The sequence below is a fragment of the Streptomyces sp. HSG2 genome (assembly GCF_016598575.1).
Lineage (GTDB): Bacteria > Actinomycetota > Actinomycetes > Streptomycetales > Streptomycetaceae > Streptomyces.
This window is the reverse complement of the sequence record NZ_CP066801.1, coordinates 5,033,517-5,058,696: the sequence shown is the minus strand read 5'-3', so window position 1 is coordinate 5,058,696 and position 25,180 is coordinate 5,033,517. Positions and strand designations below refer to the sequence as shown.

Annotated in this window: 21 protein-coding genes; 10 read left to right on the top strand and 11 right to left on the bottom strand. The window is 74.0% G+C overall.

Annotation, left to right across the window (positions count from 1 at the left end):
* Positions 1-72 precede the first annotated feature (72 nt).
* From JEK78_RS22050 to JEK78_RS22010, 9 genes are read left to right on the top strand one after another with little or no spacing between them, the layout of a single operon-like run.
* The gene (locus JEK78_RS22050) at positions 73-2,283 is read left to right on the top strand and encodes a TOMM precursor leader peptide-binding protein (RefSeq protein ID WP_200261918.1); all 2,211 of its coding nucleotides are present in this window, start codon (positions 73-75) and stop codon (positions 2,281-2,283) included.
* Positions 2,284-2,335: 52 nt separating this feature from the next.
* Positions 2,336-4,195 carry a TOMM precursor leader peptide-binding protein gene (locus JEK78_RS22045; RefSeq protein WP_200261917.1) on the top strand — a complete coding sequence of 620 codons (1,860 nt, stop codon included), beginning with the start codon at positions 2,336-2,338 and terminating at the stop codon, positions 4,193-4,195.
* Between the two features lie 58 nt (positions 4,196-4,253).
* On the top strand, positions 4,254-5,837 hold the full coding sequence (locus JEK78_RS22040) for a SagB family peptide dehydrogenase (protein ID WP_200261916.1): 1,584 nt from the start codon (positions 4,254-4,256) through the stop codon (positions 5,835-5,837).
* Positions 5,838-5,847: 10 nt separating this feature from the next.
* Positions 5,848-8,574 (top strand): lantibiotic dehydratase, encoded by a 2,727-nt coding sequence (locus JEK78_RS22035; RefSeq protein ID WP_200261915.1) that lies wholly within the window; start codon positions 5,848-5,850, stop codon positions 8,572-8,574.
* A complete protein-coding gene (locus JEK78_RS22030; RefSeq protein WP_200261914.1) occupies positions 8,562-9,617 on the top strand; it encodes a lantibiotic dehydratase C-terminal domain-containing protein in 1,056 nt (351 codons plus the stop codon). Before JEK78_RS22035 ends, JEK78_RS22030 begins: the two co-directional genes overlap by 13 nt.
* Positions 9,614-10,726 carry a peptidase M50 gene (locus JEK78_RS22025; RefSeq protein WP_200261913.1) on the top strand — a complete coding sequence of 371 codons (1,113 nt, stop codon included), beginning with the start codon at positions 9,614-9,616 and terminating at the stop codon, positions 10,724-10,726. The genes JEK78_RS22030 and JEK78_RS22025 overlap by 4 nt, the downstream gene beginning before the upstream one ends.
* A gap of 23 nt (positions 10,727-10,749) precedes the next feature.
* On the top strand, positions 10,750-11,721 hold the full coding sequence (locus tag JEK78_RS22020; RefSeq protein ID WP_200261912.1) for an ABC transporter ATP-binding protein: 972 nt from the start codon (positions 10,750-10,752) through the stop codon (positions 11,719-11,721).
* Entirely contained in the window at positions 11,718-12,473 is a 756-nt protein-coding gene (locus JEK78_RS22015; RefSeq protein WP_200261911.1) for an ABC transporter permease, read from the top strand. Before JEK78_RS22020 ends, JEK78_RS22015 begins: the two co-directional genes overlap by 4 nt.
* Positions 12,470-14,404 carry a TOMM precursor leader peptide-binding protein gene (locus JEK78_RS22010; RefSeq protein WP_200261910.1) on the top strand — a complete coding sequence of 645 codons (1,935 nt, stop codon included), beginning with the start codon at positions 12,470-12,472 and terminating at the stop codon, positions 14,402-14,404. Before JEK78_RS22015 ends, JEK78_RS22010 begins: the two co-directional genes overlap by 4 nt.
* 79 nt (positions 14,405-14,483) lie before the next feature.
* On the opposite strand, the gene JEK78_RS22005 is transcribed toward JEK78_RS22010, so the two are convergent.
* Positions 14,484-14,660, bottom strand: a complete 177-nt coding sequence (locus JEK78_RS22005; protein ID WP_053760578.1) for a thiazolylpeptide-type bacteriocin — start codon at positions 14,658-14,660, stop codon at positions 14,484-14,486.
* 170 nt (positions 14,661-14,830) lie between these two features.
* On the opposite strand from JEK78_RS22005, the gene JEK78_RS22000 reads away from it, so the two are divergent.
* Positions 14,831-16,123, top strand: coding sequence for an amidohydrolase (locus tag JEK78_RS22000; protein WP_242483174.1), 1,293 nt, complete (start codon positions 14,831-14,833; stop codon positions 16,121-16,123).
* 424 nt (positions 16,124-16,547) lie between these two features.
* Here JEK78_RS22000 and JEK78_RS21995 read toward each other — a convergent pair whose 3' ends face one another.
* From JEK78_RS21995 to JEK78_RS21950, 10 genes are all read right to left on the bottom strand, one after another.
* Entirely contained in the window at positions 16,548-16,736 is a 189-nt protein-coding gene (locus JEK78_RS21995) for a thiocillin family RiPP (protein ID WP_200261908.1), read from the bottom strand.
* Positions 16,737-16,824: 88 nt separating this feature from the next.
* Entirely contained in the window at positions 16,825-16,995 is a 171-nt protein-coding gene (locus JEK78_RS21990; RefSeq protein ID WP_242483173.1) for a thiocillin family RiPP, read from the bottom strand.
* Between the two features lie 108 nt (positions 16,996-17,103).
* Positions 17,104-17,283, bottom strand: a complete 180-nt coding sequence (locus JEK78_RS21985; RefSeq protein ID WP_242483172.1) for a thiocillin family RiPP — start codon at positions 17,281-17,283, stop codon at positions 17,104-17,106.
* A gap of 87 nt (positions 17,284-17,370) precedes the next feature.
* Positions 17,371-17,535 (bottom strand): thiocillin family RiPP, encoded by a 165-nt coding sequence (locus JEK78_RS21980; protein ID WP_200261907.1) that lies wholly within the window; start codon positions 17,533-17,535, stop codon positions 17,371-17,373.
* 153 nt (positions 17,536-17,688) lie between these two features.
* Positions 17,689-18,543 (bottom strand): thiopeptide-type bacteriocin biosynthesis protein, encoded by an 855-nt coding sequence (locus JEK78_RS21975; RefSeq protein ID WP_200261906.1) that lies wholly within the window; start codon positions 18,541-18,543, stop codon positions 17,689-17,691.
* Between the two features lies 1 nt (position 18,544).
* Complete coding sequence (locus tag JEK78_RS21970) at positions 18,545-20,956, bottom strand: hypothetical protein (RefSeq protein WP_200261905.1); 2,412 nt, start codon at positions 20,954-20,956, stop codon at positions 18,545-18,547.
* Complete coding sequence (locus tag JEK78_RS21965; RefSeq protein ID WP_200261904.1) at positions 20,953-22,098, bottom strand: PqqD family protein; 1,146 nt, start codon at positions 22,096-22,098, stop codon at positions 20,953-20,955. Before JEK78_RS21965 ends, JEK78_RS21970 begins: the two co-directional genes overlap by 4 nt.
* Positions 22,095-22,775: a nitroreductase family protein gene (locus JEK78_RS21960; protein ID WP_200261903.1), complete on the bottom strand. Its 681-nt coding sequence runs from the start codon at positions 22,773-22,775 to the stop codon at positions 22,095-22,097. Before JEK78_RS21960 ends, JEK78_RS21965 begins: the two co-directional genes overlap by 4 nt.
* Positions 22,766-24,523, bottom strand: coding sequence for a hypothetical protein (locus JEK78_RS21955; protein WP_200261902.1), 1,758 nt, complete (start codon positions 24,521-24,523; stop codon positions 22,766-22,768). The genes JEK78_RS21960 and JEK78_RS21955 overlap by 10 nt, the downstream gene beginning before the upstream one ends.
* Positions 24,520-25,179, bottom strand: a complete 660-nt coding sequence (locus JEK78_RS21950; RefSeq protein ID WP_200261901.1) for a TOMM precursor leader peptide-binding protein — start codon at positions 25,177-25,179, stop codon at positions 24,520-24,522. Before JEK78_RS21950 ends, JEK78_RS21955 begins: the two co-directional genes overlap by 4 nt.
* Position 25,180 lies beyond the last annotated feature (1 nt).

Below are 25,180 nucleotides of genomic sequence, written 5' to 3'. Positions count from 1 at the left end.
GACGCCGACCACTCCCCGGGGACCGCCCCCGGTCGCCCCTCCCCCACATCCGCCACGAGAGGTGACACCACCATGCCTTCCCACCGGTACGAAGCCGTCGCGGCGTCGCGTCCCCGTATCCGACACGACGTCCTTTTCACCGAGACCCCGGACGGTGTGCTGTTCCACAACGCCGACGGAGGTTTCCGGCTGACCGCCAAGTCGGCCTATCGCTTCGCCACCCTGCTCGTGCCGCACCTGGACGGACGACACACCGTCGCGGAGATCTGCGCGGGGTTCGGCGATCGGCAGCGCCACATGGTGGGGGAACTCGTCGGCACCCTGTACGAACGGGGCTTCGCCCGGCGCGTGCCCGGGGAGGACGAGGAGGGTGGCTTCCCCGGGCCGGAGCCCGACGGCGAGGTACTCCGGCGCTACGCCGCCCAGGTCGCCTACACCGACCACTACGTGGACGACGCGGCCCGCCGCTTCCGACGTTTTCGCGACACCCGGGTGGCCGTCCTCGGCACGGACGAGGTGGCTCGTTGGTGCGTGACGAGTCTGCTGCGCAACGGGACCGCCGCCATCGGTGTCCTCCCGGGAATCGATCGGGACGGGATCGACGAGGAGGCGGCCGTCGCCGCCGCCGACGGGTGTCCCGTCGACGTCCGTGAGCTTCCCGCCGCCGGCGCGCCGGACACGCCACCGTCCTGGGAGGGACTGGCGGGGTACGACATCGTCGTGGTGACGGGCGGTCGGCGAACGCCGCGAACCGTCGTCGGTCTGCTGAGGGAGGGGATACCGGCCGGTCGCACCCTGCTGCCCGCCTGGTCGTTCGGCGGTCGCGCGATCGTCGGCCCGGCGATGTCCTCGCCCACCGCCGGATGCCTGGTCTGCGCGGTCCTGCGGATGGGGGCGGGCGACGCCTCGTCCGCCGCCGACGTCTGGAGTTCCCTGGTGCTCGCCCCGGAGGCGGCGCAGGAGACCACGGCGTGCCGGCCCGACCGACCGCTGTCCGCCATGCTCGGCAACCTCCTCGGTCACGAGGTGTTCAAGACCCGCACCGGCGCGCTGCCGGCCGAGACGGCGGGGGCCCTGGTCCTGCAGGACGCGGAGTCGCTCGACGTGACGACGGAACCGCTGCTCCCCCATCCGCGGTGTCCCTGGTGCGCGAAGACCGGCGACGCGGTTCTTGACGCGCCCGATGTCGCCGGGCTCGACGGCGAGCCGGGGGCGCTCGCGCTGCCCACCGTCGACACGGCCCGCGACGCCGACGCCACCATGGAGGAGCTGAACCGCCACTCGGTGCTTCTTCGCCCGCACGCGGGCGTCTTCCACCGGTACGACGACGAGGACATCACCCAGACGCCGCTCAAGCTCAGTGTCGTGGTGTTCGGCACGGCTCACGGGCACACGCGTCGGGTCGCGGCGGCCGACGTCCACCACGTGGCCGGGGCACGGCTGCGCGCGCTGCGGCGCGCGGCCGAGGTCTACGCCGAGCACGTCGTGCCGAGTGCCCACCACGGCGACGCCGACCCCGCCGACCGCCTGGACCCGACGACCCTCGCGACCTGGTCGGGCGTCGGCGGGACGGGGGACGAGGTGCGGGAGTGGACCGCGGCGGCGTCCCTGCTGACCAAGAAGCGCGCGCTGGTGCCGGTCGGGGCGGTCCGCCCCTTCGGCTCCGACAACCGGGAGGGCTTCTTCGAGCCGACGCGCGCCGGTATGGCGGCGGCCTCGACCCCGTCGGAGGCCGCCGCCCGGGGACTGCTGTCGGCCCTGGCCTACGACGCGGTGCGCCGAACGCTCCGTGACGCCGACGCGCGCCGGCTGGATCTGTCGGCGATCGCCGACCCCGAGCTCGTCTTCCTGTCGCGGTCCGCCGTCAATCTGGGGGTCGACGCGGAGCTGCTCGACCTCGGCGAGCGCGGTCGCTCCGGGGTGTCGGTGGTCCTGGCCCGCTGCGCCGAGCGGTGGACCGTGGCGGCGGAGCTGTCGCCGACGGCGGCGGCCTCGGCGGCCCTGCGCGATCTGCTGGGCGAGGTCCAGTCGGAGTCGCAGGGCCTGCCGGAGGGGACCGCCTTCGGGGGACCGCCGTTGGGGGAGCTGGACCCGAGGGCCTTGGCGGTCGTCGGGTCCCGGGAGGCGGAGGGACCCGCCACGACGTGGGCCGAGGTGGCGGGTCGGCTTTCCGAGGCGGGGCGCGACGCCCTGTTGGTCCGCACGGGTTCGGCGGATCTGGACGCCGGGGGCGTGCGCGTCGTCCGCGTCCTGCTGACCTCGGGGGCCGACCGTGTCCGATAGCTCCGCGGGGGGGTCCGCGCCGGGGACGCCAGCGGCCGGGCCCGAGGACCGGATGGCCGGGCCGCTGCGCGCCGCCCTGAACAGACTGGGACGGGGCGACCTGGCGGTGTCGGTCGGCGCGCTCGGGCTGCGCGACGCCTTCGCGGAGGAGCGGGACCTCGACGCGCCCGAGGCGGTGCCGGTACGCCTCTACGGGCGGCAGGCCGTCGTCGGTCCCGTTCCCGGGGAGGCCGACTCGCCCTGCCCCCTGTGTCTGGCGCGGCGCTGGCAGGCCGTTCGTTCGGTGGCGCTGCGCGACGCCCTGGAGCGAGGAGGCTCCACGCACGCCGCGGGGGCCTGGCCGTACGCCCTGCCCTTCGCCGCCGACGCGCTGGCCTCCGTCGTGGTGCGGGCGAGTTCGCGTTCGGGCCGCGTGCCCTTCCCCGACGTGTACGTGCTCGATCTGTCGTCGTCGTCGGTGCGTGGCTATCCTCTGGTTCCCGACCCGGAGTGCCCCGGGTGTTCCCGGCCGGTCGAGGACACGGCCGAGGACGCGGCCGTCGCGCTCGGCCCGGCCCCGATGCACGCGCCGGGGACCTTCCGGCGCCGGGGGATCGAGAGCCACGACCTCGACGTCGCGGCCTTCGCCAACCCGATCTGCGGGGCGCTCGGGCCCTCCGTGGTGTACGACGTGTCCTCCACCTCGACGTCCGCGACGATCGGCTGCTTCTCCCTGCGTTCCGGCGGGTATCTGCGCGAGACGTTCTGGGGCGGGCACGCCGGCTCGTTCGGCGTCAGCGCCCGCGTCGGCGTGTTGGAGGGGCTGGAGCGGTACGCGGGGATGCGGGCTCGCGCCAAGCGGACGAGGGTGATCGGGACACTGAGGAAGTTCGGGGAGAAGGCCGTCGACCCGCGCCGTGTCGGGCTCTACTCTCCCGAGTTCCATCGGGCCGACCCGCGTGTCGCTCCCTTCTCCCCGGATCGGGAGATCCCCTGGGTGTGGGGTTGGTCGCTGCGCGACGGGGCCGAGCGGCTGGTGCCGGAGATCCTGACCTACTATCACGCACCGGGCCTGGAGAACCGTTTCGTCCAGGAGAGTTCCAACGGGTGTGCCTCCGGGGGCTGTGTCGAGGAAGCCGTGTACTTCGGGTTGATGGAAGTCGTCGAGCGGGACGCGTTCCTGTTGTCCTGGTACGGAAGGCAGCCACTGCCCGAGATCGACCCCGCCACCAGTTCCCGGCCCGCGACCCGCCAACTGGTGGACCGGCTGGCGATGTACGGATACCGGGCTCGCTTCTTCGACACCCGGATCACGTTCCCGATCCCCGTGATCACGGCCGTCGCCGAGCGGTCGGACGGTGGGATCGGCCGGATGTGCTTCGGGGCCGGTGCCGGACTCGATCCGGAGGCGGCGCTCGACGCCGCGCTGTGCGAGATCGCCACCGACGCGGTCAACCTCCCCGACAGGACACGCCGCGACGAGGCGCGGCTGCGCGCCATGGCGGCCGATTTCACCCGGGTGACCGCGCTGCACGACCACCCTTTGGTGTACGGACTGCCGGAGATGGCCGCGCACGCCGACTTCCTGCTGCGCCCTCGCGTCGCCGGGAAGCAGTCGGCGGTCGGAGATCTCGCCTGGTCGGGCGCGCCGGACACCTCCGACCTGCGCGACGCCGTCGAACGGTGCGTCACGGCGGTGGCCGACGCCGGTTTCGACGTGGTGGTGGTCGACCAGACTCTCCCGGAGCAGGCGCGGCTGGGTCTCCACACCTTCAGCGTCCTCGTCCCCGGTCTGCTCCCCATCGACTTCGGCTGGTCACGGCAGCGTGCCCTGGGCATGCCCCGACTGCGCACGGCGCTGCGGGAGGCCGGGCTGCGCGACCGGGACCTGGTGCCGGCCGATCTCAACCCGGCGCCGCACCCCTTCCCCTGACCGCGACCGACCCGACCGCACCACAGCACGCCCCCACGCCACAGCAGAGGAGACGTCCATGGGCTTCGCCCGGGAATACGCCACGGCCATCCTGCACCGGGGTCGGACGCCGATGGAGCCGACCGACTTCGTGCCCGACTGGGCGGACCGGCCACGGAAGGCGAAGTTCTATCCGGGCGCCCGGTCCTTCTCGCTGCCCGAGGCTCCCTACCCGGCGGAGGCGACGGTCGCCGCCGGTTGCCTGCCCGGAGGGCGCCCCGGGCCCGAGCGGAGCTTCTCCCTGCCCCTGCTGTCCGGCATGCTGCGGGACTCCTACGGGCTGGTGGGCCGACGCCTCGGCGTGCAGGCCAACACCGACCTCGCGGCGCTTCCTCACTACGCGCGGGCCAACTGGTCCCGGGGCACGGCCTCGGGGGGCGGTCTCTACCCGGTGAGCGTCTACTGGGTCACCGGACGTTCGGGGCCTCTCACGCCCGGGGTCTACTACTACGCCCCGCACCGCCACGCGATCCAGCGGCTCCTGGCGGGTGACGTGAGCGGGGAGGTCCACGACGCCCTCGGCGCCCTCGACGCGGCCACGGACCAGTATCTGGTGCTGGGGGTCAAGTATTGGCAGAACTCGTTCAAATACAACAACTTCGCGTTCCATGCCGTCTCCATGGACGTGGGGGCGCTGTTGCAGACCTGGCGCCTCTGGAGTCGGGCCCGCGGGCTGAGCGTGGCGCCGGCGCTCTGGTTCGACGAGGCGCGGCTGGCGCGGCTGCTGGGTCTGGGCGAGGACGAGGAAGGGTTGTTCGCCGTGGTCCCCCTGAGCTGGGACGCGCCCCCGCCTCCGACGCGGACGCCGCGAGGGATGGGGGCCGCGGTGCGGTCGCGGGACCTGGAGCGGTCCCGTCGGGTGCTCGGCTTCGAGACCCTGCGCCGTGTCCACCGCGCCACGACGGGGCGCGCGGCCGACCGTCCCGCGCCGGGGGCGCTGGACGGGTGCGGTCCGGTGGACCGCGGCGAGGGCGAGCCGGTGCCGTTGCCCCCGGCGGCCTTCCCGGAGGTGGACGTCCGCACGGCGCTGCGAGCCCGGCGCAGCAGCTTCGGACGCTTCGACGCCACCGTCCCGTTGACGGCCGGACAATTGGCGACCACGCTCGCCGCCTGCGCGGAGACGCGGTTGGACAGCGACGCCGAGCCGGCCGGGACACCGCGCCTGGCGCGGCTCTACGCCTTCGTCAACCACGTCGAGGGGGTCGAACCGGGAGCCTACTCCTACGACCCCGAGGCACACGCGCTGCGGCTGGTGGCCTCCGGCGCTCCGGGATCGTTCCTGCAGAGCAACTACTTCCTGTCCAACTACAACCTCGAACAGGCGGGGGCCGTCGTCGTCCCGACGATACGGACCCAGTCCGTGTTGGAGTGCGTCGGCGACCGGGGGTACCGGTGGGTCAACGCCACAGTGGGGGCGGTCGCCCAGACCTTCTACACCGCGGCCTCGGCGCTGGGCCTGGGCGCGGGCGTCGCCCTGGGCTTCGACAACGTCTCCTACATCGAGCGACTCGGACTGGAGAAGGACGGTGAGGCGCCCCTGCTGATCATGCCGCTGGGCAACGAACGACCGCGACCGGCGGACTTCCGCTCCGAGATCGCCTGAGGTGGGACACATGACCACGGACAACACCGCCGCGGACACCACCTGGCGCCCGGGCCGGCGCTTTTTGCTGAGAGTGGCCGGCCTGCCGGTCGACACGCTCCACGGCCTGCGCTGCCCCGGCGGGGTGCGGTGGGCCGAGGACGTCCTGGCGGCCGAGGAGGAGCTGGCCGGCGCCGGTCGGGAGTTGAGCGAGGTCCTGCACGCGCTCGTCCCCGCCGCCGAGAGCCAGGCCGACGACGCCGGCCGGCGCGCGCTGCTGGCCATGCGCCGCGACGTGTTCAACAACCGAGTGCCCGCGGCCGGCGCCTCGGCCCTGGCACTGGTGGAGGCGCTGGACCCCGTCGCGGCCGCGCGGACGCGGAGCTGGCTGACCAACCGAGGGGAGTTGGACCGCTTGCGGGAGGCCGGGGGGCGGACGCTGCGAGCGGAACTGGCCGAGTGCCGCGCGGCGCTGCGCGACCTGGTCGCCGAGCCACGCCTGCGGCGCGGTCTCCAACTCGCCTCGCCCACGCTGGAGCGACGTCTGGACGCCTACGCCCGATCCGCGTCGGACGGGCGCCCGGACAAGCGGACGCGGAAGGTCGAACGCTCGCTGTTGTCCTACCTGTACCGGACGGTCTGCAAGACCAGCCCCTTCAGCTCCTTCACCGGTGTGGCCCTGGGAACCTTCGTCGAGGGCGACGACCCCTCCGTCCGCCTCGACCCCACATGGCGGAGTCGGGCGCGGATCAACGTCGTGGTGCTCGCCCGCGTCGCCGAACGAGTCCTCGCCTCCCCCGCGCTCCGCGCCGACCTGCCGGTGCGGCTCGCCTCGGGGTGGGGCGGAGACGAGCGTCGCGTACGGTACGTCAGGCGCTGGGTCACCGCGGGCGACGACGACGCGGCCGTCACCTTCGACTCGGTCAGGGACCGGCTCTTCTACCTCCGGCGCAGCGGCACGTTGGACCGAATCATCACGCTGCTCGGCACGGGCGAGCCGCGCTACGGCGACCTGGTGGAGTGGTTGGACTCCACGTACGGGTCCGGGGCCGGGCCCGCCGAACAGTACGTCTCGGCGTTGCTGACGCTGGGCCTCATCCGGGTCCCGTGCCTGGAGACCGACGTGCACACCGGGGATCCGCTGCGCTCCTTCCAGGAGTCCCTGCGCGGGCTGGAGCGTCCGTGGGCCGACGCGCTGGCCGAGGAACTCGGCGCCGCCGCCTCCTTGGTCGACGACTTCCCGGACGCGGACACCGCCGGGCGGGAGCGGATCCTGCGGGACCTGCGGGACCGCCTGGAGCGGGCCCAACGCCTGCTCGGCGACGACCCGGCGGCCCTGCCACAGACCCTGCTGTACGAGGACGTCGACGCCGGGGCGAACGTGTCCTGCGGGATGGGGGCGTGGACGGGGCGCGACGGCGGAGCCCTGCGCTCGGTGGAACGGATTCTGCCCGCCTTCGACCTCACCCTGCCGCAGCGGCTCACGTTCAAGGGGTTCTTCGTCGCCCGCCACGGTCGCGGGGGGCGCTGCGACGACCTGCTGGGGCTGGTGCACGACTTCCACGAGGACTTCTTCGACCAGTACCTGTCGTTCACCTCCAAACGCGTGCCCTTCGACGCCGAGGGCGAGTACGTTCCGGAGGAGAACTGGCTGGGGCTGGGGGAGATCAAGGCCCTGGACCGGGCGCGGCGGGCGTTCGTCGCCGGGATGCGGGAACTCTGGTCGCGGCACGCCGGCGACGGGGATCTCGTCCTGACCGACGAGTACCTGAGGCCCGTCGCCGCGGAACTGGAGGGCCTGCGGGCTCCGTTCACCCCGCAGAGCCACCACCTTCAGGTGGCGTCGGAGGGGGGCGAGCCGCTGCTGGTGCTCAACCGCTCCTACGGTGGGCTGTCGTTCCCCTTCAGCCGCTTCACCCACGTGTGGGACGAGGGCGGCGGTCCGGGTGTCTGCGACGCGCTGCGGGAGCAGGCCGCGGGTCTCACGCCCCCGGGCGCGGTCCTCGCGGAGCTGACCGGCGGTCCCGTGACGAGCAACCTCAATCTGCACGGCCGGCTCACCGAGTATCAGATCGTGTGCCCGGGGGAGACCAGCACCGTGCCCGAGGAGCGGCGCATCCACCTGGACGACCTCCGCCTGGAGCACGACGCGCGCGAGGACCGACTGGTGCTGCGCTCGAAGCGCCTGGGACGCGAGGTGATCCCGGTGTACCTGGGCTATCTGGTGCCCCTCGCGCTTCCGGAGACGCCCCGCACGCTGCTGCTGCTGTCCCCGACGTCGATGGCCCCGCTCGACGTGTGGGCCGGGGTCCCCGCCGGTCCGGCCCGTCAGGGGGTCGCCCGCCGTCCCCGTGTCCGGCACGGCGACCTGGTCCTGGCGCGACGGGGGTGGTCCACGACCGGCGCCTTCCTTCCCCTGTCCCCGGCCGACGCGTCGGAGGAGGCGAGGTTCCTCGCCTGGCGGCGGTGGCGGCGTCTGCACGGGCTCCCGGCCCGGGTCTTCGCCACCGTCTCCGGCGGTCCGCCCGGAGCGGCGGGCACCAAGCCGCAGTACGTCGACTTCGACAGCCCACTGTCGCTCGCGGCGTTCGCCGCCCTGGTCAAGTCGGACGAGGATCGGGTCGAACTGCGCGAGGCGCTGCCCACCGAGGACGCGCCGCACGCCGTGAGCGACCGCGGCGGCCACGTCGCCGAGCTCTCCGTCGAGACGTACACCACCACCCGACACACCGAGGAGACGGCACCGTGTCCGATGTGAAGCCCGCCCCCGGCGCCTGGCAGGCCCTGCACGTCTTCTACGCCGCCAACCCCCAGCCGCTGCTGGTGGACTGTATCGGCCCGCTGGTGGCGGAGTTGCGCGAGGACGGACTGCTCGCCGGTCACTTCTTCATCAACTACTGGCTGGAAGGGCCGCACGTCCGCCTGCGGTTGAGGCCGGCGAGCGAGGAGGCGGGCCAGGAGGTGCGGCGACGGGCCGAGGAGGCCGTCGACGCCTTCCTTCGCAGGCGGCCGGCCCTCTACGAGGTCGATTCCGGCTTCCTCAACGAGTTCTACAACACCCTTTTCGAGATCGAGTTCCCCGAGGGCGACCGCGGCGACTTCCTGGGCGCGGACGGCCGGATGCGGCTGCGGCCGAACAACTCCCGCTCCCGCGAGCCCTACGAGCCGGAGTACGGCAAGTACGGCGGACCCGCCGGGGTGGAACTCGCGGAGTGGCACTTCGCCCACTCCAGCGATCTCGTGATCGAGGCCTTCGGCAGGATGAACCTGCACCTGCGCACCGTACTGCTCGGGACCTCGGCGCAGCTGATGATGGTGATGGCCGGCTGCTTCCTGCCCGGCGACGACGAACTCGCCGACTACCTCCAGCGGTACTACGAGTTCTGGCATCGCGCCTTCCCCGGCACCGGCTTCATCGGCTCGACGGAGTACGACCGCCACTACGCGGAGACGGCGCCGCGACTGGGCCGGCGGTTCGACGAGATCCGCCGTGCGCTCGCCGCGGACCGTCTCGATCGGCTCCCCCCCTTCCTGCACGGCTGGGCCGAACACTGCCTGCTGCTGCGCGGGCGGGTGGTCGACCTCGCGCGTGCGGGGAAGCTGGTCTTCCGGTCCTGGGACGGCACCCGGGACGAGCGGGTCACCGACCCGGACGTCGTCCTTCCGCTACTGCTCTCGCCGTACATGCACATGACGAACAATCGGCTGCACGTGACCATCCGGGACGAGGCCTACCTCGCCCACGTCCTCGGCCGGGTGCTGCGCGCCGACACCGATTCCGTGCCGGAGGCCCGCCCGTGAGCGCGGAGCCGACCACCCTCTTCGAGCGACGTCCCCGGTTGCGCCCGGAGATCCTGCTCAGCGAGCCACTCCTGCGCGGCCCGGCCACCGTGCACCTGATCCGGGACCCGGTCGTCGGCTCCGCCTTCGAGGTCGGCCCGAAGGAACACTTCCTCATATCCCGTCTGGACGGGGAGAGAAGTCTGGGAGAGATCGGCGGGGAGTACGCGCGGGAGTTCGGCAAGCGACTGGGCGAGGCCAACTGGAACCGGCTGCTGGGACTCCTCGGCGGCCGAGGACTGCTCGTGGGTTCGCCCCGGCGGGAGGTCGTCGCGGCGCCGAGCACGCCCGCGCGCGTGGGCGGCCTGTACCGGGGCAGCCTGCGCCTCGTCGCGGACGCGGACGCCACCGCCGAACGCTTGCGACGACTCCTGAGCCCCCTGCTGCGCCCCGTCGTCCTGCTGCCGTCGCTCGCGCTCGGGCTGGCCCTCCAAGTGGCGCTGGTCGTCGGGATCGAGACGGTGCTCCGGGACACCTGGTGGCTTCTGCGGCACCCCGTCCCCCTGATGGCGGTCTTCTCCCTGCTCTGGACGAGCACCGTGGCCCACGAGCTGGCTCACGGGATCGCCGCCCGGCGTTACGGGGCGGCGGTGAGCGAGATCGGGCTGCGGTGGAGGCTGCCGTTCGCGACCATGTACTGCCGGGTCGGCGACTACCGCTTCCTCCCACGTCGCCGACATCAGTTGACCATCGCCGCCGCCGGGGCACTGGCCAACCTGCTCTTCCTCCTCCCGTTCGGGCTCTGGTGGGCCGTCCTCGAACCGGCGGACCCCACACGCCGGACGCTGTCGGGGCTGTTGCTCCTGGGCGGCGTACAGGCCCTGGTCAACCTGGTGCCCCTGCCCCCCCTCGACGGCTACACCATGCTCGCCCACCTGCTCCGCGCCGCCGACCTCGCGGCGGACAGCGGGCGGTACCTCAGACTGCGGACACGGGACCGCCCGGCCGCCGCGCGCTACCCGCGCCGGGCTCGGACGATCTACACGGCGTACGGCATCGGTTCCTGCGTCCTGGTCTGTCTGCTCGTGGCCGCCCCCGTGACGGCCGCGTACGCCCTGTTCGCCCCCTGACGGGCCCGTTCCCAGGAGTTCCCTTGAAGGACACACCGACCGCGCCGGCCTCCCCCGGCGAACCCGACCCGGGTGCCGCCGTCCGCGTGGTGGAGGTGAGCAAGCGCTACGGCCGACGTCAGGCCCTGGACCGCGTCACCCTCCAGGTCGCGCGGGGCGAGTTCCTCGGCCTGCTCGGCCCCAACGGCGCCGGCAAGACCACCCTGGTCGAGATCATGGAAGGGCTGCGCCGACCCGATTCCGGAAGCGTCCGCGTGTGGGACCGCTCGCCCTGGCCACGGGACACGGCACTGTTGCCGCGTCTCGGCGTGCAGACGCAGTCCTCGGCGTTCTTCGTGCGCCAGACCGCGGCCGAACATCTGAGGACCGTGGCCGCCCTCTACCGCGTGGGCCGCGCGGCGGCCGACCGCGCCCTGGAGAGCGTGTCGCTGACGGACCAGCGTGACACCCGGGTGGAGAACCTCTCCGGTGGTCAGCGTCAGCGACTGGCCGTCGCCTCGGCACTGGTCCACGAACCCGACCTGCTCTTCCTGGACGAGCCCACCGCCGCCCTCGACCCCCAGGCCCGTCGCGACCTGTGGGACGTGCTCCGCCGGCTGCGACAGGCGGGGCGCACCATCGTGTACACCACGCACCACCTGGACGAGGCGGAGGCGCTCTGCGATCGCGTCGCGATCCTCGTGGCGGGTCGGGTCGTCGCGCTGGACTCGCCCCGGGGCCTGGTCGACGCCGCGGGCGCCGCCACGTCCGTGCTGCTCCCCCCCGGCCGGATGACTCTCTCCGAGGCCGGAGCCATCCCCGGGGCGGACCGCGTGGAGGAGCGGGGCGGCGGACTGGTGATCGAGACACGTGCCTCCGGCCGGCTCCTGTCGGCTCTGGACGCCCTGGGCGGCCTGGAGGGCGTCCAGACCCGTACGGCCACCCTGGAGGACGTCTACCTTCGGCTCACCGCCGAGGCCGCACACACCACGACAGAGACGGGAGGCACGACGTGAGCGCCTACAGCGCACTGACCGCCGCGGGATTCAGGGCCCAGATTCGCGACGCCACGACGCTCTTCTTCACCTTCGCCTTCCCGTTGATCTTCCTCGTCGTGTTCGGGCTGATCTTCGCCGGGCAGGAGGTGGAGGAAACCGGGCGGCCCTACATCTCGTACATCGCGCCCGGCGTGATGTCGTGGGGTGTGGGCAACGCGGCCGTGTTCGGCATCGCGTTCACCCTGATGCAGTGGCGGCGCGACGACCTGCTGCGGCTGATCCGCATGACGCCGACCGGCCTGCCGACAGTCCTGGCCTCCCGCTACGTGCTCGCCCTCGGCGTCGGGGTCGTCCAGGCCGCGGTGTTCATCGGGGTGGCCACGCTCCCGTTGTTCGGCCTCGTCCTGGGCTCCGGGTGGCCCCTGGTGCTGCCGGTCCTGCTGCTCGGCATCACGGCGTTCCTGTCCATAGGCGTGATCATCGGCAGCTATGCCGACACACCGGAGGCGGTCGCGGCGATCGCCAACTTCCTGATGGTTCCCATGGCCTTCCTGTCGGGATCGTTCCTGCCGCTGGACATGATGCCGACCTGGCTGAGGACCGTCTCGCTGGCGCTGCCGCTGCGCTACTTCAACGACGCCGTGGCCACCGCGCTGACGGGTGGCGGCGACCTCGGCGACATCGCGCCGGCCTGCGGTGTCCTCGTCGGCTTCACTCTCCTCTTCGGGGCGCTCGGCCTGAGGACCTTCCGATGGAGCGATCGCGTATGACCGGCACCTCGGACGGTCGGGGCCAGCCGCTGGAGGACGCGCGACGTCGACTGCGCTCGGCGCTGGCCGCGCGCGGCCTGCCCGGGGGCGCGCCCGAGGTGGTCCCGCTCGGCGCACGGGACGTCCGCGACGATCCGTACGCCGCGGAGCGTCCCTCGGCACTGGTGCACCTGACGGCGCGGGAGGTGTTGGTGGGGCCCTGGGGCGGGGACGCCGGCGCCCGCGCCTGCGGTACCTGCCTCGCCCTGCGTTGGCAGCGGTTGCGCTCGCGCACCGAACGCGAGGCGTTGGAGACCGGCGCGCCGTGGAGCGCCGCGCCTGGGTGGCCGGAGCTGCCCGACTTCGTGGTCGACGCCGTGCACGCGCTCTGCCTCGCGGTCACCGGCGACGCACCGGGGCCGACGCCCCCCGGCCCCACGCCCGCCGATCGCGCCTTGTCACAGGTGAGCCGCGTGGACATGGCGACTCTGGCCGTGCGTACCCATCCCCTCTACGCGGATCCGCTGTGCCCTCACTGCGGCCCGGACGGAGTGGACTCCCGCGCGGAGGCGCGACTGTCGCCGACCAGCCGTCCCAAGCCGGCGGTGGACGCCTATCGCTTGCGACCCGCCCGCGAGTACCCCTTGGCACCGGGGGCCCTGGCCAACCCGGTCACCGGCCTGCTCGGGGCCGGGACCTGGCTGAACGTCACCTCGCCGACGACCGCCCCCGTCGCCGGCAGCGTCTTCGTGCGAGGGTACGCGGGGCTGACCGACGTGACCTGGAGCGGCCAGGCCAACGGGTTCGCGGCCAGTCGCGACCTGGCCTTCCTGGAGGGCCTGGAGCGCTACGCCGGCACGCACAGGCGGCGGGGAACGCGACCGCTGACCGCGTCGTACCGCGCTCTCGGGGAGGATGCCCTCGACCCCGCGGACTGCGGCTTCTACGCGGCGCGGACCTACCGTGAGGACCCGATGGTCGAGCCGTTCGATCCCGACCGGCCGATCCCCTGGGTGTGGGGGTACTCGCTGCGGGACGATCGTCCGCTTCTGGTGCCGGCCCGGCTGGTGCACTACAGCGCGGGTCTGGCCGCGGACAACTTCGTCTTCGAGTGCTCCAACGGATGCGCGATCGGCGGCTGCCCGGAGGAGGCCGTCCTCGGCGGGTTGCTGGAGTTGATCGAGCGGGACGCCTTCCTGCTCGCCTGGTACGGAGGGACCCGGTTGCCGGAGATCGATCTGTCGGCGGTCCCGGATCCGACGATCCGCGCCATGATCGACCGGGCCGCGCTCCAGGGCTACGACGTGCGCGCCTTCGACAACCGGATCGACCTCGCGATACCGGTCGTCACCGGGCTGGCGGTCCGCCGGGACGGCGGGGACGGCCTGCACTCCTTCGGCGCCGGGGCCTCGCTGGACCCGTCGGCCGCGCTGGAGGACGCTCTGTCGGAGGTGCTGACGTACATCCCGCACCTGCCCGGTCAGGTGCGGGAACGGCGCGCGGAACTCCGCGCGATGGCGGACGACTTCAGCCGGGTGCGGCATCTGAAGGACCACGCCCAGTTGTACGGACTGCCCGAGACGGCCCAGCACGTGGAGCCCTACCGTCGGCCGCTCGCGGTCCGTGCCCCGGCCGAGCTGTACGCGCGGTGGGAGCGGACCGCGCGCCCCCGCACCGGGGATCTGGCGGACGACGTGGCGTTCTGTGTGGCGGAGGTGGCGCGGGCCGGGATGGACGTGATCGTCGTCGACCAGACCACGCCGGAGCAACTGCGCATGGGGCTGAGCACCGTGTGCGTACTGGCCCCCGGTCTCCTGCCGATCGACTTCGGCTGGTCGCGTCAGCGGGCGTTGGAGATGCCCCGTCTGCGCAGTGCCGCCCGGCGCGGGGGGCTGCGAAACACGGACCTGGAGGACCGGGAGATCCGGCGGGTCCCGCACCCCTTCCCCTGAGGCGGCGCGTCGCCGGAGGTGGGCGACGTGCGTCGGCGCCCGGCCGGAGCCGGGCGCCGACGCCGCCGGGAACGCCCGGTCAGGCGCTGCAGGAGGTGGTGCTGGTGGTGGAGGAGCAGGTCGAGGTGGACGAGCAGCTCGTGGAACCGGCGAGCACGACCTCGCTGGCGTCCGAGTAGTCCGAGATCTCGAAGGTCTCCGACTCCAGCTCCAGGATCTCGTCGGCGAGGGCGGCCAGGGTCGACTTGTCAGCCATGATCACTCCAGGGTGCTCCACCCGGGCTCGTCCCGGGGCGGTTGCTCCATTGCACCGGCCGCCGCCGGCGCCGCGGACCGCTTGCGACTGTCATGTCACTGCCAGTCCATGCCGGCGGGGTGACAGTGAACGGTCAGCGGTCGTCCGTCGCCGCCCCCGAGCATGGCCGGGTGAGCGAAACGGCCCGTGTCCCCCTCGACCGGCACACCACCGTCCTCGGCCATCTCGAGGCGGTGCTGCGCCCTCTCACCGTCCTCGCGATGGACCTGCATCGCCATCCCGAACCCTCGGGAGAGGAGGAGTGGACGGCCGCCCGTGTCGCGGCGGCGCTGAAGGCGGAGGGATACGTCACGACCTCGGGCGTGGGCGGCCACGGGATCGTGGGGACGCTCGCGAACGGGTCGGGGCCCCGGATCTACCTGCGGGCCGAGTTGGACGCCCTGCCGATCGAAGAGCGGACCGGGCTGCCCTACGCGGCCGAGGGTCCGCACACTCACGCCTGCGGACACGACCTGCACTTGGCGGCGTTGGTCGGCGCGGCGACGCTGCTGGCCCGCTCCCGGGGCCACTGGAGCGGCACGGTGGTCGTCGTGGGGCAGCCCGCCGAGGAAACGCTGACGGGGGCCCGCGCGATGCTGGAGGCCGGCCTCTACGGCCGCTTCGGGCGCCCGGACGCGGTCCTGGCCCAGCACACGGCTCCCCTGCTGGCCGGCATGGTCGCGCACGGCCACGGGCAACCGGTGCTGGCCGGTGGCGTCGAACTCGCCGTCACCCTGCACGGTCGGGGCGGACACGCCGGCGCTCCGCACCTCACGGTGGACCCGGTCCTGGCCGCCTCGGCGGTGGTGACGCGTCTTCAGGGCATCGTGTCCCGCGAGTGCGCGCCCGCCGAACAGACCACGATCACGGTGGGTCGGTTCCACGCCGGCTCGCACAGCTCCGTCGTCCCGGACCGGGCCGAGTTGGGCGTCACCGTGCGCGCCCTCTCCCCCGCCTCGCTGGACCGGGCGGTGTCGGCCGTACGGCGCGTGGTGCGGGCCGAGGCGGTGGCCTCGGGCTGTCCGCGCGATCCGGAGATCACCGAGGTGTCCCGCTCCCCCGCGACGCTCCCGGACGCCCGGCTGACCACCGCCGTGCGCGAGGCGCACCGACGGGTCCTCGGCGCCGAACGCGTGACGCTCTGGGGTCCCTCGATGGCCACCGAGGACTTCGCGCTGTACGGCGACGCCGGGCGCGACCTCCACGGCTGCCCCGGGGTGCCGTTGGGCTACTGGATGGTCGGTGTGGTGGGGCCGCGTCAGTGGGCCTCGACCCCCGGCGCCGACACCGCCGAGCGGCTGTCCCGTCTCCCGTCCAACCACTCGCCGCGCTTCGCGCCGCACCTGCCCACCGCCCTGCCCTCGGCCACGACGGCGCTGACCACCGCGGCGCTGACCCTGCTGGGCCCGGCCGCGACCCGCTGAACACGTCGCGGCGGGGGCGTCGAAGGTGCGCGGGTCGCGTCTCGGCTTGAAGTACCTCCTCGAATCCCGCCGGAGGTGCTGCCGCGCGGGCCGCGACAGGCGGGACGACGGAGTGAGTCCGCTTCGGTCGTGCCGGGCGGCCCGCCGTGACCATCGCGCTCCGCGACCCGGGCCCACGACGAGCGCGGTGCCCACGACCCGCCCGATCACGGGGGCGTGGACACCGCGCGCGCGTCGGCGCGGCCCGGGGCGGGGACGACGGACCGGTCCCGTACGGACCGTCGCCCCCCGGCGCCCCGGGCCGAACCGTCGGGCGGACCGGGACCGCGCACGACGGCACGGCCCGGTTCACCCGCGTCCGACCCGACCGGGCCGGGTCGGACCGCCCGACAGGCAGGGCGGCCGGACCCGGACCCGGTCGTGATCAGGCGCTGCTGGCCGTACCGGCGCTGCTGAAGGTGCCGGACGGCGTGGAGATGGAGCTACCGGTGCCGGCGGTCCCCGCGGTGCTGCCCGGGGCGTGCGCGGAGGGCAGGACCTCCAGCTCGGGCAGTTCCTGGGCCAGGCTGAGGTCGAGCTCCGGCGTGGTGCCGTCGAAGGTGATCTCGGACATGGTGATCCTCCTGGGTCGGAGCCGGTGGACGGGCGTCCACCGGATGGTGGGGGCGTCGCGGCCGGTCAGGGGACCGGCCGCGCGGGCTTCAGTGGCTGCCGGCCGTACCGGCGCTGCTGATCGATCCCGCCGGGCAGGACGCGCAGCTGATGCTGCTGGCGCTGCCCAGGGTGCTGCCGGGCGCCTGGGCGGCGGGCAGCGGCTCCAGTTCCGGCCGCTCCTGCTCCAGAACGAGTTCGAGGTCGTGGATGTCCGACACGGGTCTCTCCTTTCCTTGACTGCGGCTGTGCGGTGTGGGGACGGGCTTGTGGACGATGGGAGGACGGGGCCCCTCACCCGGATCGGGGCCACCGTCCGGCGGCACCGACTACTTCGAGCTCAGGGTGCTCGCGGTGCCCCAGGTCATCGCGGGGCAGGAGCCGGACCCCACGGTGGCGGCGCAGGACACGTTGCCAGCGGAGTACTCCTCGGGGAGCACCTCCAGTTCCAGCGGCTCCTGCTCCAGGCGCAGATCGAGTTCGTTCACGGCGTATCTCCTCTTCTTCACCTTGCGGATGTTCGTCCCCCGCGAGAGGGGACCGGTGCGGCCCGGTACGGGCCGGCCTTGGGGCGCGCTCGGACGAGCACGCGACGGTCAGCCCGAGCTGCTCGCGGAGCCCACGCTGCCGACGGATCCTCCCGGGCAGGAGAAGGAACCGGCGGTGCTGAGGGATCCGGCGCAGGAGCCCGCCGAGTGGGTGTCGGGCAGAACCTCGATCTCGGGTGCTTCCTGCTCCAGGCGGAGGTCCAGGTCGTTCATGGGCTTGGTCCCTTCGTGATCGTCGGGTTCCGGTCGAGGCGACCGGGACGGCGCACCGGGTGTGCGCCGGGCTCGTGGTCTCGGGGCCCCGCCTCCGGTCCGCGGTGGCGGACTCCGGAGGGGAACGAGGGGGCTCCCGAGGAGGGGGCCTCGTCAGGGCGGTGCCGGTGCGGTCTCCCGCGCCGCGCGCCCGAGCAGCGCCTCCTCCAGGGGGAGGAAGCCCAGCCGGTTGAGGGTCATGTGCATGTGCATCAGCAGCAGCCGGGACGCCACCGCCTCGCGGTCCGCCGCCAAGGCCCGGTGGACTCCGTCGACCACCCGGTCCGCCAGGCGTCGGAGGGGCTCCGTCGCGACGGGATCGGGGGTCCGGGACCTCAGGGCCCGAGTCCAGCGACCCGCCTGCTCCTCCGTGCGACGCAGCAGCGTGGGATCGCCGGCCTCCGCGGACGTCCAGTGCTGCCAGTGCAGGCGCCACACCCGGTCCCTCTGTTGGGGGCCGAGGGCGCCGGTGCAGGCTTGGAGGAAGGAGACGGCCAGCAGAGCCCGGGCCGAGCGATCGTCTCCCGTGGTCCGCACCGCCTCCAGCGCGACGCGACTGCTCTCCTCGAAGACGCCCTCGGCGATCTCGGTGGCGGCCGGCGACCCGTAGTAGTGGTGCTCCCTGCCGTACACGCCGAGGGAGAGGTGTCGACGGCCGTGCCGGGGGAGGAGGTTCTCGGCCGAGGGGTGCAGTCGTCGCACCTCGCCCGAGGCGGTGCGTCGGTGGTCGTGCCCCCGCCACAGGTCACGGCCCGCCGCCCAGCAGGCGTCCATGGTCGCCGGGTCGCCCTGGAACCGCAGCCGGAGGTGGGGGCCGCCCGCGTCGGCGTAGCGGATGAAGAACCACCGGGCGGCGCCGAGTCGGCGCGCCGCGGCCACCCATTGCGGGACGATGGTGGTGAGCAGGAGTTCGCCGTCCCGGTGGCCGGTGTGGTGAAGCCGCGCGTACAACCATTCAGAGGTGTTCATGTCACTCCGCTCCCGGGCTCGTGGGGCCGGTGAGGGCGACGTGCAGGCAGTGTTCCGCGACACGTTCCCCGCCGCCGGCGCGACCGGTGGGGTCGGCCCGGCCGGGTAGGCACTCGGTGAAGACCACCGGCTCCCCCGGGCGTTCGGTCATCCGATGGAGGGCCTCCAGTCCCACGGGGGAGGCGAAGGCGACCCACAGGGGTTTGCGGAGGGCGTCGCGGCGGGGGAAGCCGGTGTCCCGGCGGACGTAGACCTCGGCGGGCATGCCCAGGGACCGTCGCCAGTCGTCCACGCGCTCCAGGAACCCGGGCCAGTCCTCGTCGGCGCGGCGCCGGGGGACCTCGGAGCCGTCGCAGCGCCAGTGGGCGCGACGCACCACGGCGCGCCCGCGGGTCCGCCGGGGGAAGTGTCCGTGGCCTCGACTCACCGGCCCGTCGGTGCGCACGCCGTCGGCGTTGCCGGGGGGAAGCCACCACGGGTCCACCAGGGTCAGCAGCACCCGGGCGCCGCCACCGACGAGGTGGCGCGGGACGGTTCCCAGGTAGACCGGGGCGACCGGGGCGCCTCCGGGGCGTCGCAACTCCAGCGCGTGGCGCTCGGGGTCGTGCGCGAGTTCGAGTTCCGTCGGCTCGGTGCCGGGTCCGTGCGGGCGAGGGGTGCCCGGCCAGCGCAGGGCCGGCAGCAGCCCGGCGCTGTCCGCCTGGAGAGGGCTGACCTCGCGCGCGGGCAGGAACTCCAGGCACTCCGCGCCCGGGTGGAGCGTGGTCGCCCAGTCCCGGAGGCGGTCGGCGAAGCCGTTGCGCTCGGCGCCGTCGATCAGGCGGTGGAACCGCGCCGCGAGAGCGCCGCTGCCGGAGGAGATCTGGTTGACGACGACCAGGGGGCCGTCCTGGCCGCCGTCGGCGAGTTGGAACAGCAGGGAGACGGACGGAAGGCAAGCGGACCGGCCCGCGTGGGCGGGTCGGCGCGCCTCGGAGATCGGCACGGGAACGGCGGACTCGGCGATGTCCCGGCAGAAGCCGAACACGTCACGGCACACCCCGCCGTCGCCGAAGCGGGCGACGAAGGCGTCGGTGAGCGCCTGGTACTCGTCGGACACCCGCAGTGACGCGCAGGCGGCCTCGGCGTGCCGGAGCACGGCCCGGCGGGCCCGGCCGTCCGGCGGGGCGGCGTCGGTGGTTCCGGCCCGGTCCTCGTAGACCAAGGTGACGTCCTCCAGCGGCCACGCGTCGGGCGCTCCCAGCGCGTCGAGTGCGGCGGCCAGGGCGGTTCGCACGCCGCGCAGGGCCTCGGCGCGCTCGGGTGGGGTGCCGTCGGCCACACGCGCCAGGTGGTGGGACACCTCGTCGAGTCGGGCGGCGGCCTCGCGGCCGTCGGGGTCCGGGGCGTCCGCCAGCAGGGCGGTCAGCCAGGGGACGATCTCTTCGGGCGGGCAGGGGTCGTCGACGAGGAGGAGCCCGCTCGCCAGGTGGCGTTCAAGGCGCTCGGCGGGCATCCCGCCGGGGGCGGCGGTCTCGGGGCCGGCCGGCAACGCCGTCAGGTCGGGGCGGTCGCGGACCTCCACGGTCTCCTCGTGGGCCCAGGCCCATCCCTCGTTGACGGTCCACAGCGGCACGCTGAGCCGCGCGGTGTCGCCCGTGCCCCCGAGGGCGTCGTTGGGGCGCCAGACCAGCCGGTCGCGCACCTCCGGCCGGGGGGCCGCCGCGTGCAGCAGCGTCCGGACGGTCAGCGGGTGGAGACCCACGCGTACCCGCGGCCCGTGGTCCGCGCCGGGCACCGTCACATCCGTCAGCGACGACAGGGGGCTGGTCTTCAGGGCGGTGCGTACGGCGTATCCGTAGGCGGTGACGCGTTCACCACGGTCCAGCGGACGGTCTTTGGTGGTCCGGGCGAAGAACATCGGCGTGACCACCGACAGTCCTCGGGCGACGACCGGCTCCGTCATGAGCGTGCGCAGCGCCCGTTCCTGCGTGGCGCGTGTCGTGGGCACGGCGTCGGCCAGGCCGGCCCTGAGGGACAGCAGCCGGTCCGCGACCCGCGTCCAGCGCCGCGGCGGCTCGGGGTCAACGCCGGCCCGGCGGAGGACCTCCGCGACGACGGCGGAGAGTTCGGCGGAGACCGCCACCGGGTCGGCGGCGTGCGCGGCGCGCCGCCAGCGCAGGCAGGACCGGCGCTCGGTCGGGGTCCCCATCAGGGGCACGGCGACGTAGAGCAGGTCGGAGACGGTCGGGCCCAGCGAGGCCAGCTCCGTCCGGGCGGCGGCGACCCCGTCGAGAAGGTGGGCGATGTCGTTCGCCGCGAGGGGCGCGACGGCGCGGGCGGGGAGCCCGGCGATGCGGGCGAGGGCGGGCCCGACCGCGTGCGGGGTTTCCACGGATGTGGGGGTGTCGACGACGAGGGTGTCGCGGATCATGTCAACCACCCCGCCAGCAGGACGAGTGTCCGGGCGCAGAACGCCGCGATGACCAGCCCGTAGACGACGCAGATGACCCCGAAGAGTTGGTACCGGGCGCGCTGGGACCGGCTGCGGGCGGCCAGCCAGCTCGGCACGGGCTGGCGCAGGACCCGGCAGCGCAGCGCCGTCAGGGCCCGGGACCTCAGGTTCACGGCGCCGAAGGCGGCCTCCAACGCGTGGTAGCCGTCGGTCGGCAGCAACGGGTTGAGGTTGGCGAGCAGGAGTCCGAGTTGGAGCCACACCATCAGCACGGCGAGGTGTCCGAGGCTTCCGGAGGCGTTGTGGGCGACGACGGACCACCCGCCCAGCCACAACAGGTCCAGCGCCACCCCGGCGAGGGCGATGACGACGCGCGGACCGCGGGTGGTCAGCCGGTACGCGTCGGTGCGGTCGACGTAGGCGGCGGGCACGACGTAGAAGAGCAGCCCGATACCGATCTCACGGACCCGTACCCCGTAGAACCGGCACGCCACCCCGTGGTTCAGCTCGTGCAGCAGCGTCTGGACCAGCATGGCCCCGACGAGGACGGCCCACCCCCAGCCCAGGCCGGACAGGCTGGGCCCCTGGGCCGCCGCCGGCGAGACGACGACCGTGGCGGCGAGGAAGAGACTGCCGAGGGCCGCGAGCGCCCAGAGCGCGCCGAACAGGCGTGGGGCGCGCCGCAGCACGGCGGCGACGGGGTCGAGGGCGGCGGACACACCGGAGCCGACCAGAGCCCGACGCGGCATGTGGCTGCTGCGGGCGAAGCGGACGCCGGCCTCCTGCCGGCCTCCGGCGGGCGGCACCGTGAGGAGTCCCGCCGCGCGCAGCTCGCCCAGGAAGTCGAGCACCACGCGGGTGGAGTCGTCGGCGCGGTCCCCTTCCCGGGGCCGGACCGCCCGCCGGGCGAACTCGCGTCCGGTCATGCTGCCGTCCAGCGCCCGCAGGATGGCGGCCCCGCTGCGCGAGAGCCGGGTGTAGTGGCCGTTGACGGGGTCGAAGGCGAGGGGTTCTCCGTTGAGCCCCTCGGTGAGCTCGACGTCGGGCCGCACGGCGGGACGTTCGGTGTCCAGCCAGGAGGTCCCCGGAGCGGGTGTCCGGTCCGTCGTCCGGCTGTTCATCGCGGGTCGCCGTCCTGGCTCGCCGCCGCGGTCCGCGGGTGGCCCAGGGCGAGGCCGAGCAACTGGGCCCGTCCGGCGCCGTCCAGGCCGAGGTGGGTGCGCCCCGCCGCGCTGAGGACACCGGCGAAGACGGAGCCGACGGCCCCGCCCGCGAGCGCGGCCAGCCACACGGAGTGCGCGAAGGCCGCGCCCCGGGCGAGAAGTCGCCGGTGACCGCCGACGCCGTGGCGCTCCACCGCCGTGGAAAGGTCGCCGTGGACCACGATCACGGCGGGCGCGGCCGCGAACTCCAGTTGGAGCACCATGTCCTCCAGCGGCGGAAGCTCGTGAGGTTCCGGCTTCAGCGCTCGCTCGCCGGTGTCGTAGCGGTGGATGCCGCGCGGCAGGTCGGCGACGTCGCGGGCGAGGACGGAGGCCACGGGCGAGGGCAGCTCGGGGTGGGACGGGGCCCACAGGCGGGCGTCCTGCTCGCAGGCGTACTCCAGCGAGCGGGCCAGCAGCGCTCCGTCCAGCGGCGCCCGCGACCAAGCGCGCACGGCGCCGCGCCTGCGCAGGGCCCGCACCGCTCCGCCGGGCAGGGGGGCCGCGACCCGAGGGGCGGACGTGGTGTCCCCCGCGGGTGAGGGCGGCGCGTTCAGGAGGTCCTCGGTGAGGCGGCCGATGTCGATCAGTGGCATGTACCGCTCCCTTCCTGGTGGAGACGGACCGCGGCGGTGAGCAGCATGGGGCCGCTGGCACCCGTCACCAGTTCGCGGTGGGGCTGCAGTGGGTGGGGGTCGAGGAGGCCGATCGCGGTACCGGTGGCCGCGGAGACCAGGGCGAGTTGCGCCAGGGCGCAGCCGGTGTCCAGGTTGCCGACCCGGTAGGAGAACGGTCCGTACTTGCGGGCGACGCGACCGACGTCGGAGGCGAAGATCAGGTAGACGTCGGGCCCGTCGGCGGACCCGGAGGGCGGCGCACCCAGGGCCTCCAGGAGCGTGTCGGCGTGGTCGGGGTGCGGGTGCATGGCCGTCAGGGCGTGGGCGGCGGCGTCGTAGTAGTGGACCCCGTCGGGGAAGCCGGGAACCCCGCGGAGCACCGTGTAGACGTGGCACGAACCGAGGTTCCCGCCGCTGGGAGCCCAGCGGTTGACCCTGCCGGGATCGGTGTACTCGCCCGCGTCGGCGGGCGCGCGCAGTCCCGCGCTGAAGCGGAGGGCCGCGGCGAGGGCCTCGGGCCAGGCCGCGGGTGTCGTCCCGTCCGCGAGGGCGGTGAGTTCGGGGAGGTTCGCCTCCGGGAGCGGGTGGCGCGGGTTGCTCGGATAGCGCAGGTGCTCGAACTGCAACCCGACGTTCTCCGGGCGGAAGTGGTGCTGGTGCGCCTTGGGGTTGACGAGGTGGCGTGGGGGGAAGCCGACGGCGTGCTCGTAGTGCAGCGGCGCGTCCGGCGGGGCCTGGGTGCGCTCGGTGACGGTGGGGTAGCAGGTCGGGCAGTCGGCCTCGGGGGTCAGCTTGGACAGTTCGGTGCCGGCGCTCTCCAGATCCACCACGACCTGTCCGCCGAGGGACTGGGCGGGCTCGTTGCGGAGCAGCAGGGCTCGGATCTCCTCGGCGATCAGCCCGACGGCGAGCAGCGAACCGGCGGTGGGCGCCGACTCCCACAGCCGGGAGTCGCTCTCGGGTCCGACGGCGGCGCGCGCGCAGCGGGCGCATGCCGTGGCGGTGGGGTCCACCAACGGTCCGACGGCGACGCGACCGTCGCGCTCGTCCGCCAGCAGCAGGCGCAGCCCGCGGCGGACGGCGACGTCGACGAGCCGGTCGACGGTGTCGGGGTGGGCGGCGAGGTCGACCACCAGCAGGGTGTCGTCGACCAGGGTGTCCTCGGTGTCCGGGGCGGCCGGGGCGACGTCGTGGACGCCGAGGTCGGCGAGGGCCGAGGCGAGCGGGGCCCGCCAGGCCTCCCGGACCGCGAGTCGGACCCGCGACGCCGTGGCCGCGCGGGCCATGAGGCTGGAGTGGGCGTGGACGCGGCTGCAGTCCAGGGTCCGGGACATCCAGATCGCCGCGGTCGGCGACGGGCCCGCGCCCTCGGGTGCGGCGACCTCCTGCGCGGCGTCCTCCAGGACACCGCCGAAGTAGAGCGTGGCGATCGCCTGACCGACGGTCCGCAGGGGCCAGCCGGTGGACTCGGCGAGCGCGGCGTGGTCGCGGGTGCCGTCGAGCAGCGGGAGCAGGGTCCGGCGGAGCACCGGCGCGGAGTCCCCGCGCAGGTGTTGGCGTTCGGCCGCGCCGTCGATGACGACGCCGTCCGCCGTGTCGACGATGTGCAGTCCGCGGCAGAGGCGAGGGCGTTCGGGCACCCGGAACTGGGGGTCTCCGTCGACGGCGGCGGCCAGGACGGCGGCGGGGGTTCCTCGGCGGGAGGCGTCGTTGGCGAGCGCGTTCATCGGGCACCTCCACGACCCGCGAGGAGCGGTCGGCCCACGTCCTCCGCGAGTGCCCGCCATCCGTCGTCCGGTGCGAGCGGCGTGCCGCAGTCGGTGCAGCCGTGGACCCCGATCAGGGTGTCGCCGAAGAGGGAGCGGGTGAGCACGTTGTAGAAGACGACATGGCCGGGCTCGACTCCGCGACCGGCCCGGTGACGCGAGACCAGGTCCACGGTGACGCCGGCGGCGATCATGGTCTGGGCGTCAGTGTGTCCGGCGACGCCGTTGTCCGGCGCCGACTCGAACGACGCCTCGATCGCCCGCGAGACGTCGCGCCCCTGGTCGTGCTGTCCCCTGCGGCGCAGGTAGCAGCTGTAGCAGGGCCCCTCACCGGGTACCACGAGCGGTCCCACCCGGATCACCGGGTACTCGTGGACCACGGGCAGCCAGGCCGTTCCCCAGGCCGCGTGGAGGCGGGCGACCCGCGCCAGCAGAGCTGTCTCGTGGCGCCAGGTGGCGACGACGCGCAGCGAAGCGTGGGGCCACTCCGCGGAGCGGCGTCCGAGCACGTCGGCTTCGGAGGAGGACCAGCCGGCCGTGGCGGCCAGGTGGTCGGCCACGCCACGACCGAACGCGCCGGTCCACAGGACGTGAGTGGGCTGGATGTTGAGCGGCACG

What these genes read in the sequence shown, in the direction of transcription:
- JEK78_RS21965 (WP_200261904.1), bottom strand. Translation starts at nt 22,098, where the DNA reads ATGAACAGCCGGACGACGGACCGGACACCCGCTCCGGGGACCTCCTGG.
- JEK78_RS22005 (WP_053760578.1), bottom strand. Translation starts at nt 14,660, where the DNA reads ATGGCTGACAAGTCGACCCTGGCCGCCCTCGCCGACGAGATCCTGGAG.
- JEK78_RS22040 (WP_200261916.1), top strand. Translation starts at nt 4,254, where the DNA reads ATGGGCTTCGCCCGGGAATACGCCACGGCCATCCTGCACCGGGGTCGG.
- JEK78_RS22050 (WP_200261918.1), top strand. Translation starts at nt 73, where the DNA reads ATGCCTTCCCACCGGTACGAAGCCGTCGCGGCGTCGCGTCCCCGTATC.
- JEK78_RS22045 (WP_200261917.1), top strand. Translation starts at nt 2,336, where the DNA reads ATGGCCGGGCCGCTGCGCGCCGCCCTGAACAGACTGGGACGGGGCGAC.
- JEK78_RS22010 (WP_200261910.1), top strand. Translation starts at nt 12,470, where the DNA reads ATGACCGGCACCTCGGACGGTCGGGGCCAGCCGCTGGAGGACGCGCGA.
- JEK78_RS21995 (WP_200261908.1), bottom strand. Translation starts at nt 16,736, where the DNA reads ATGTCCGAGATCACCTTCGACGGCACCACGCCGGAGCTCGACCTCAGC.
- JEK78_RS21955 (WP_200261902.1), bottom strand. Translation starts at nt 24,523, where the DNA reads ATGAACGCGCTCGCCAACGACGCCTCCCGCCGAGGAACCCCCGCCGCC.
- JEK78_RS22035 (WP_200261915.1), top strand. Translation starts at nt 5,848, where the DNA reads ATGACCACGGACAACACCGCCGCGGACACCACCTGGCGCCCGGGCCGG.
- JEK78_RS21970 (WP_200261905.1), bottom strand. Translation starts at nt 20,956, where the DNA reads ATGATCCGCGACACCCTCGTCGTCGACACCCCCACATCCGTGGAAACC.
- JEK78_RS21975 (WP_200261906.1), bottom strand. Translation starts at nt 18,543, where the DNA reads ATGAACACCTCTGAATGGTTGTACGCGCGGCTTCACCACACCGGCCAC.
- JEK78_RS21960 (WP_200261903.1), bottom strand. Translation starts at nt 22,775, where the DNA reads ATGCCACTGATCGACATCGGCCGCCTCACCGAGGACCTCCTGAACGCG.
- JEK78_RS21980 (WP_200261907.1), bottom strand. Translation starts at nt 17,535, where the DNA reads ATGAACGACCTGGACCTCCGCCTGGAGCAGGAAGCACCCGAGATCGAG.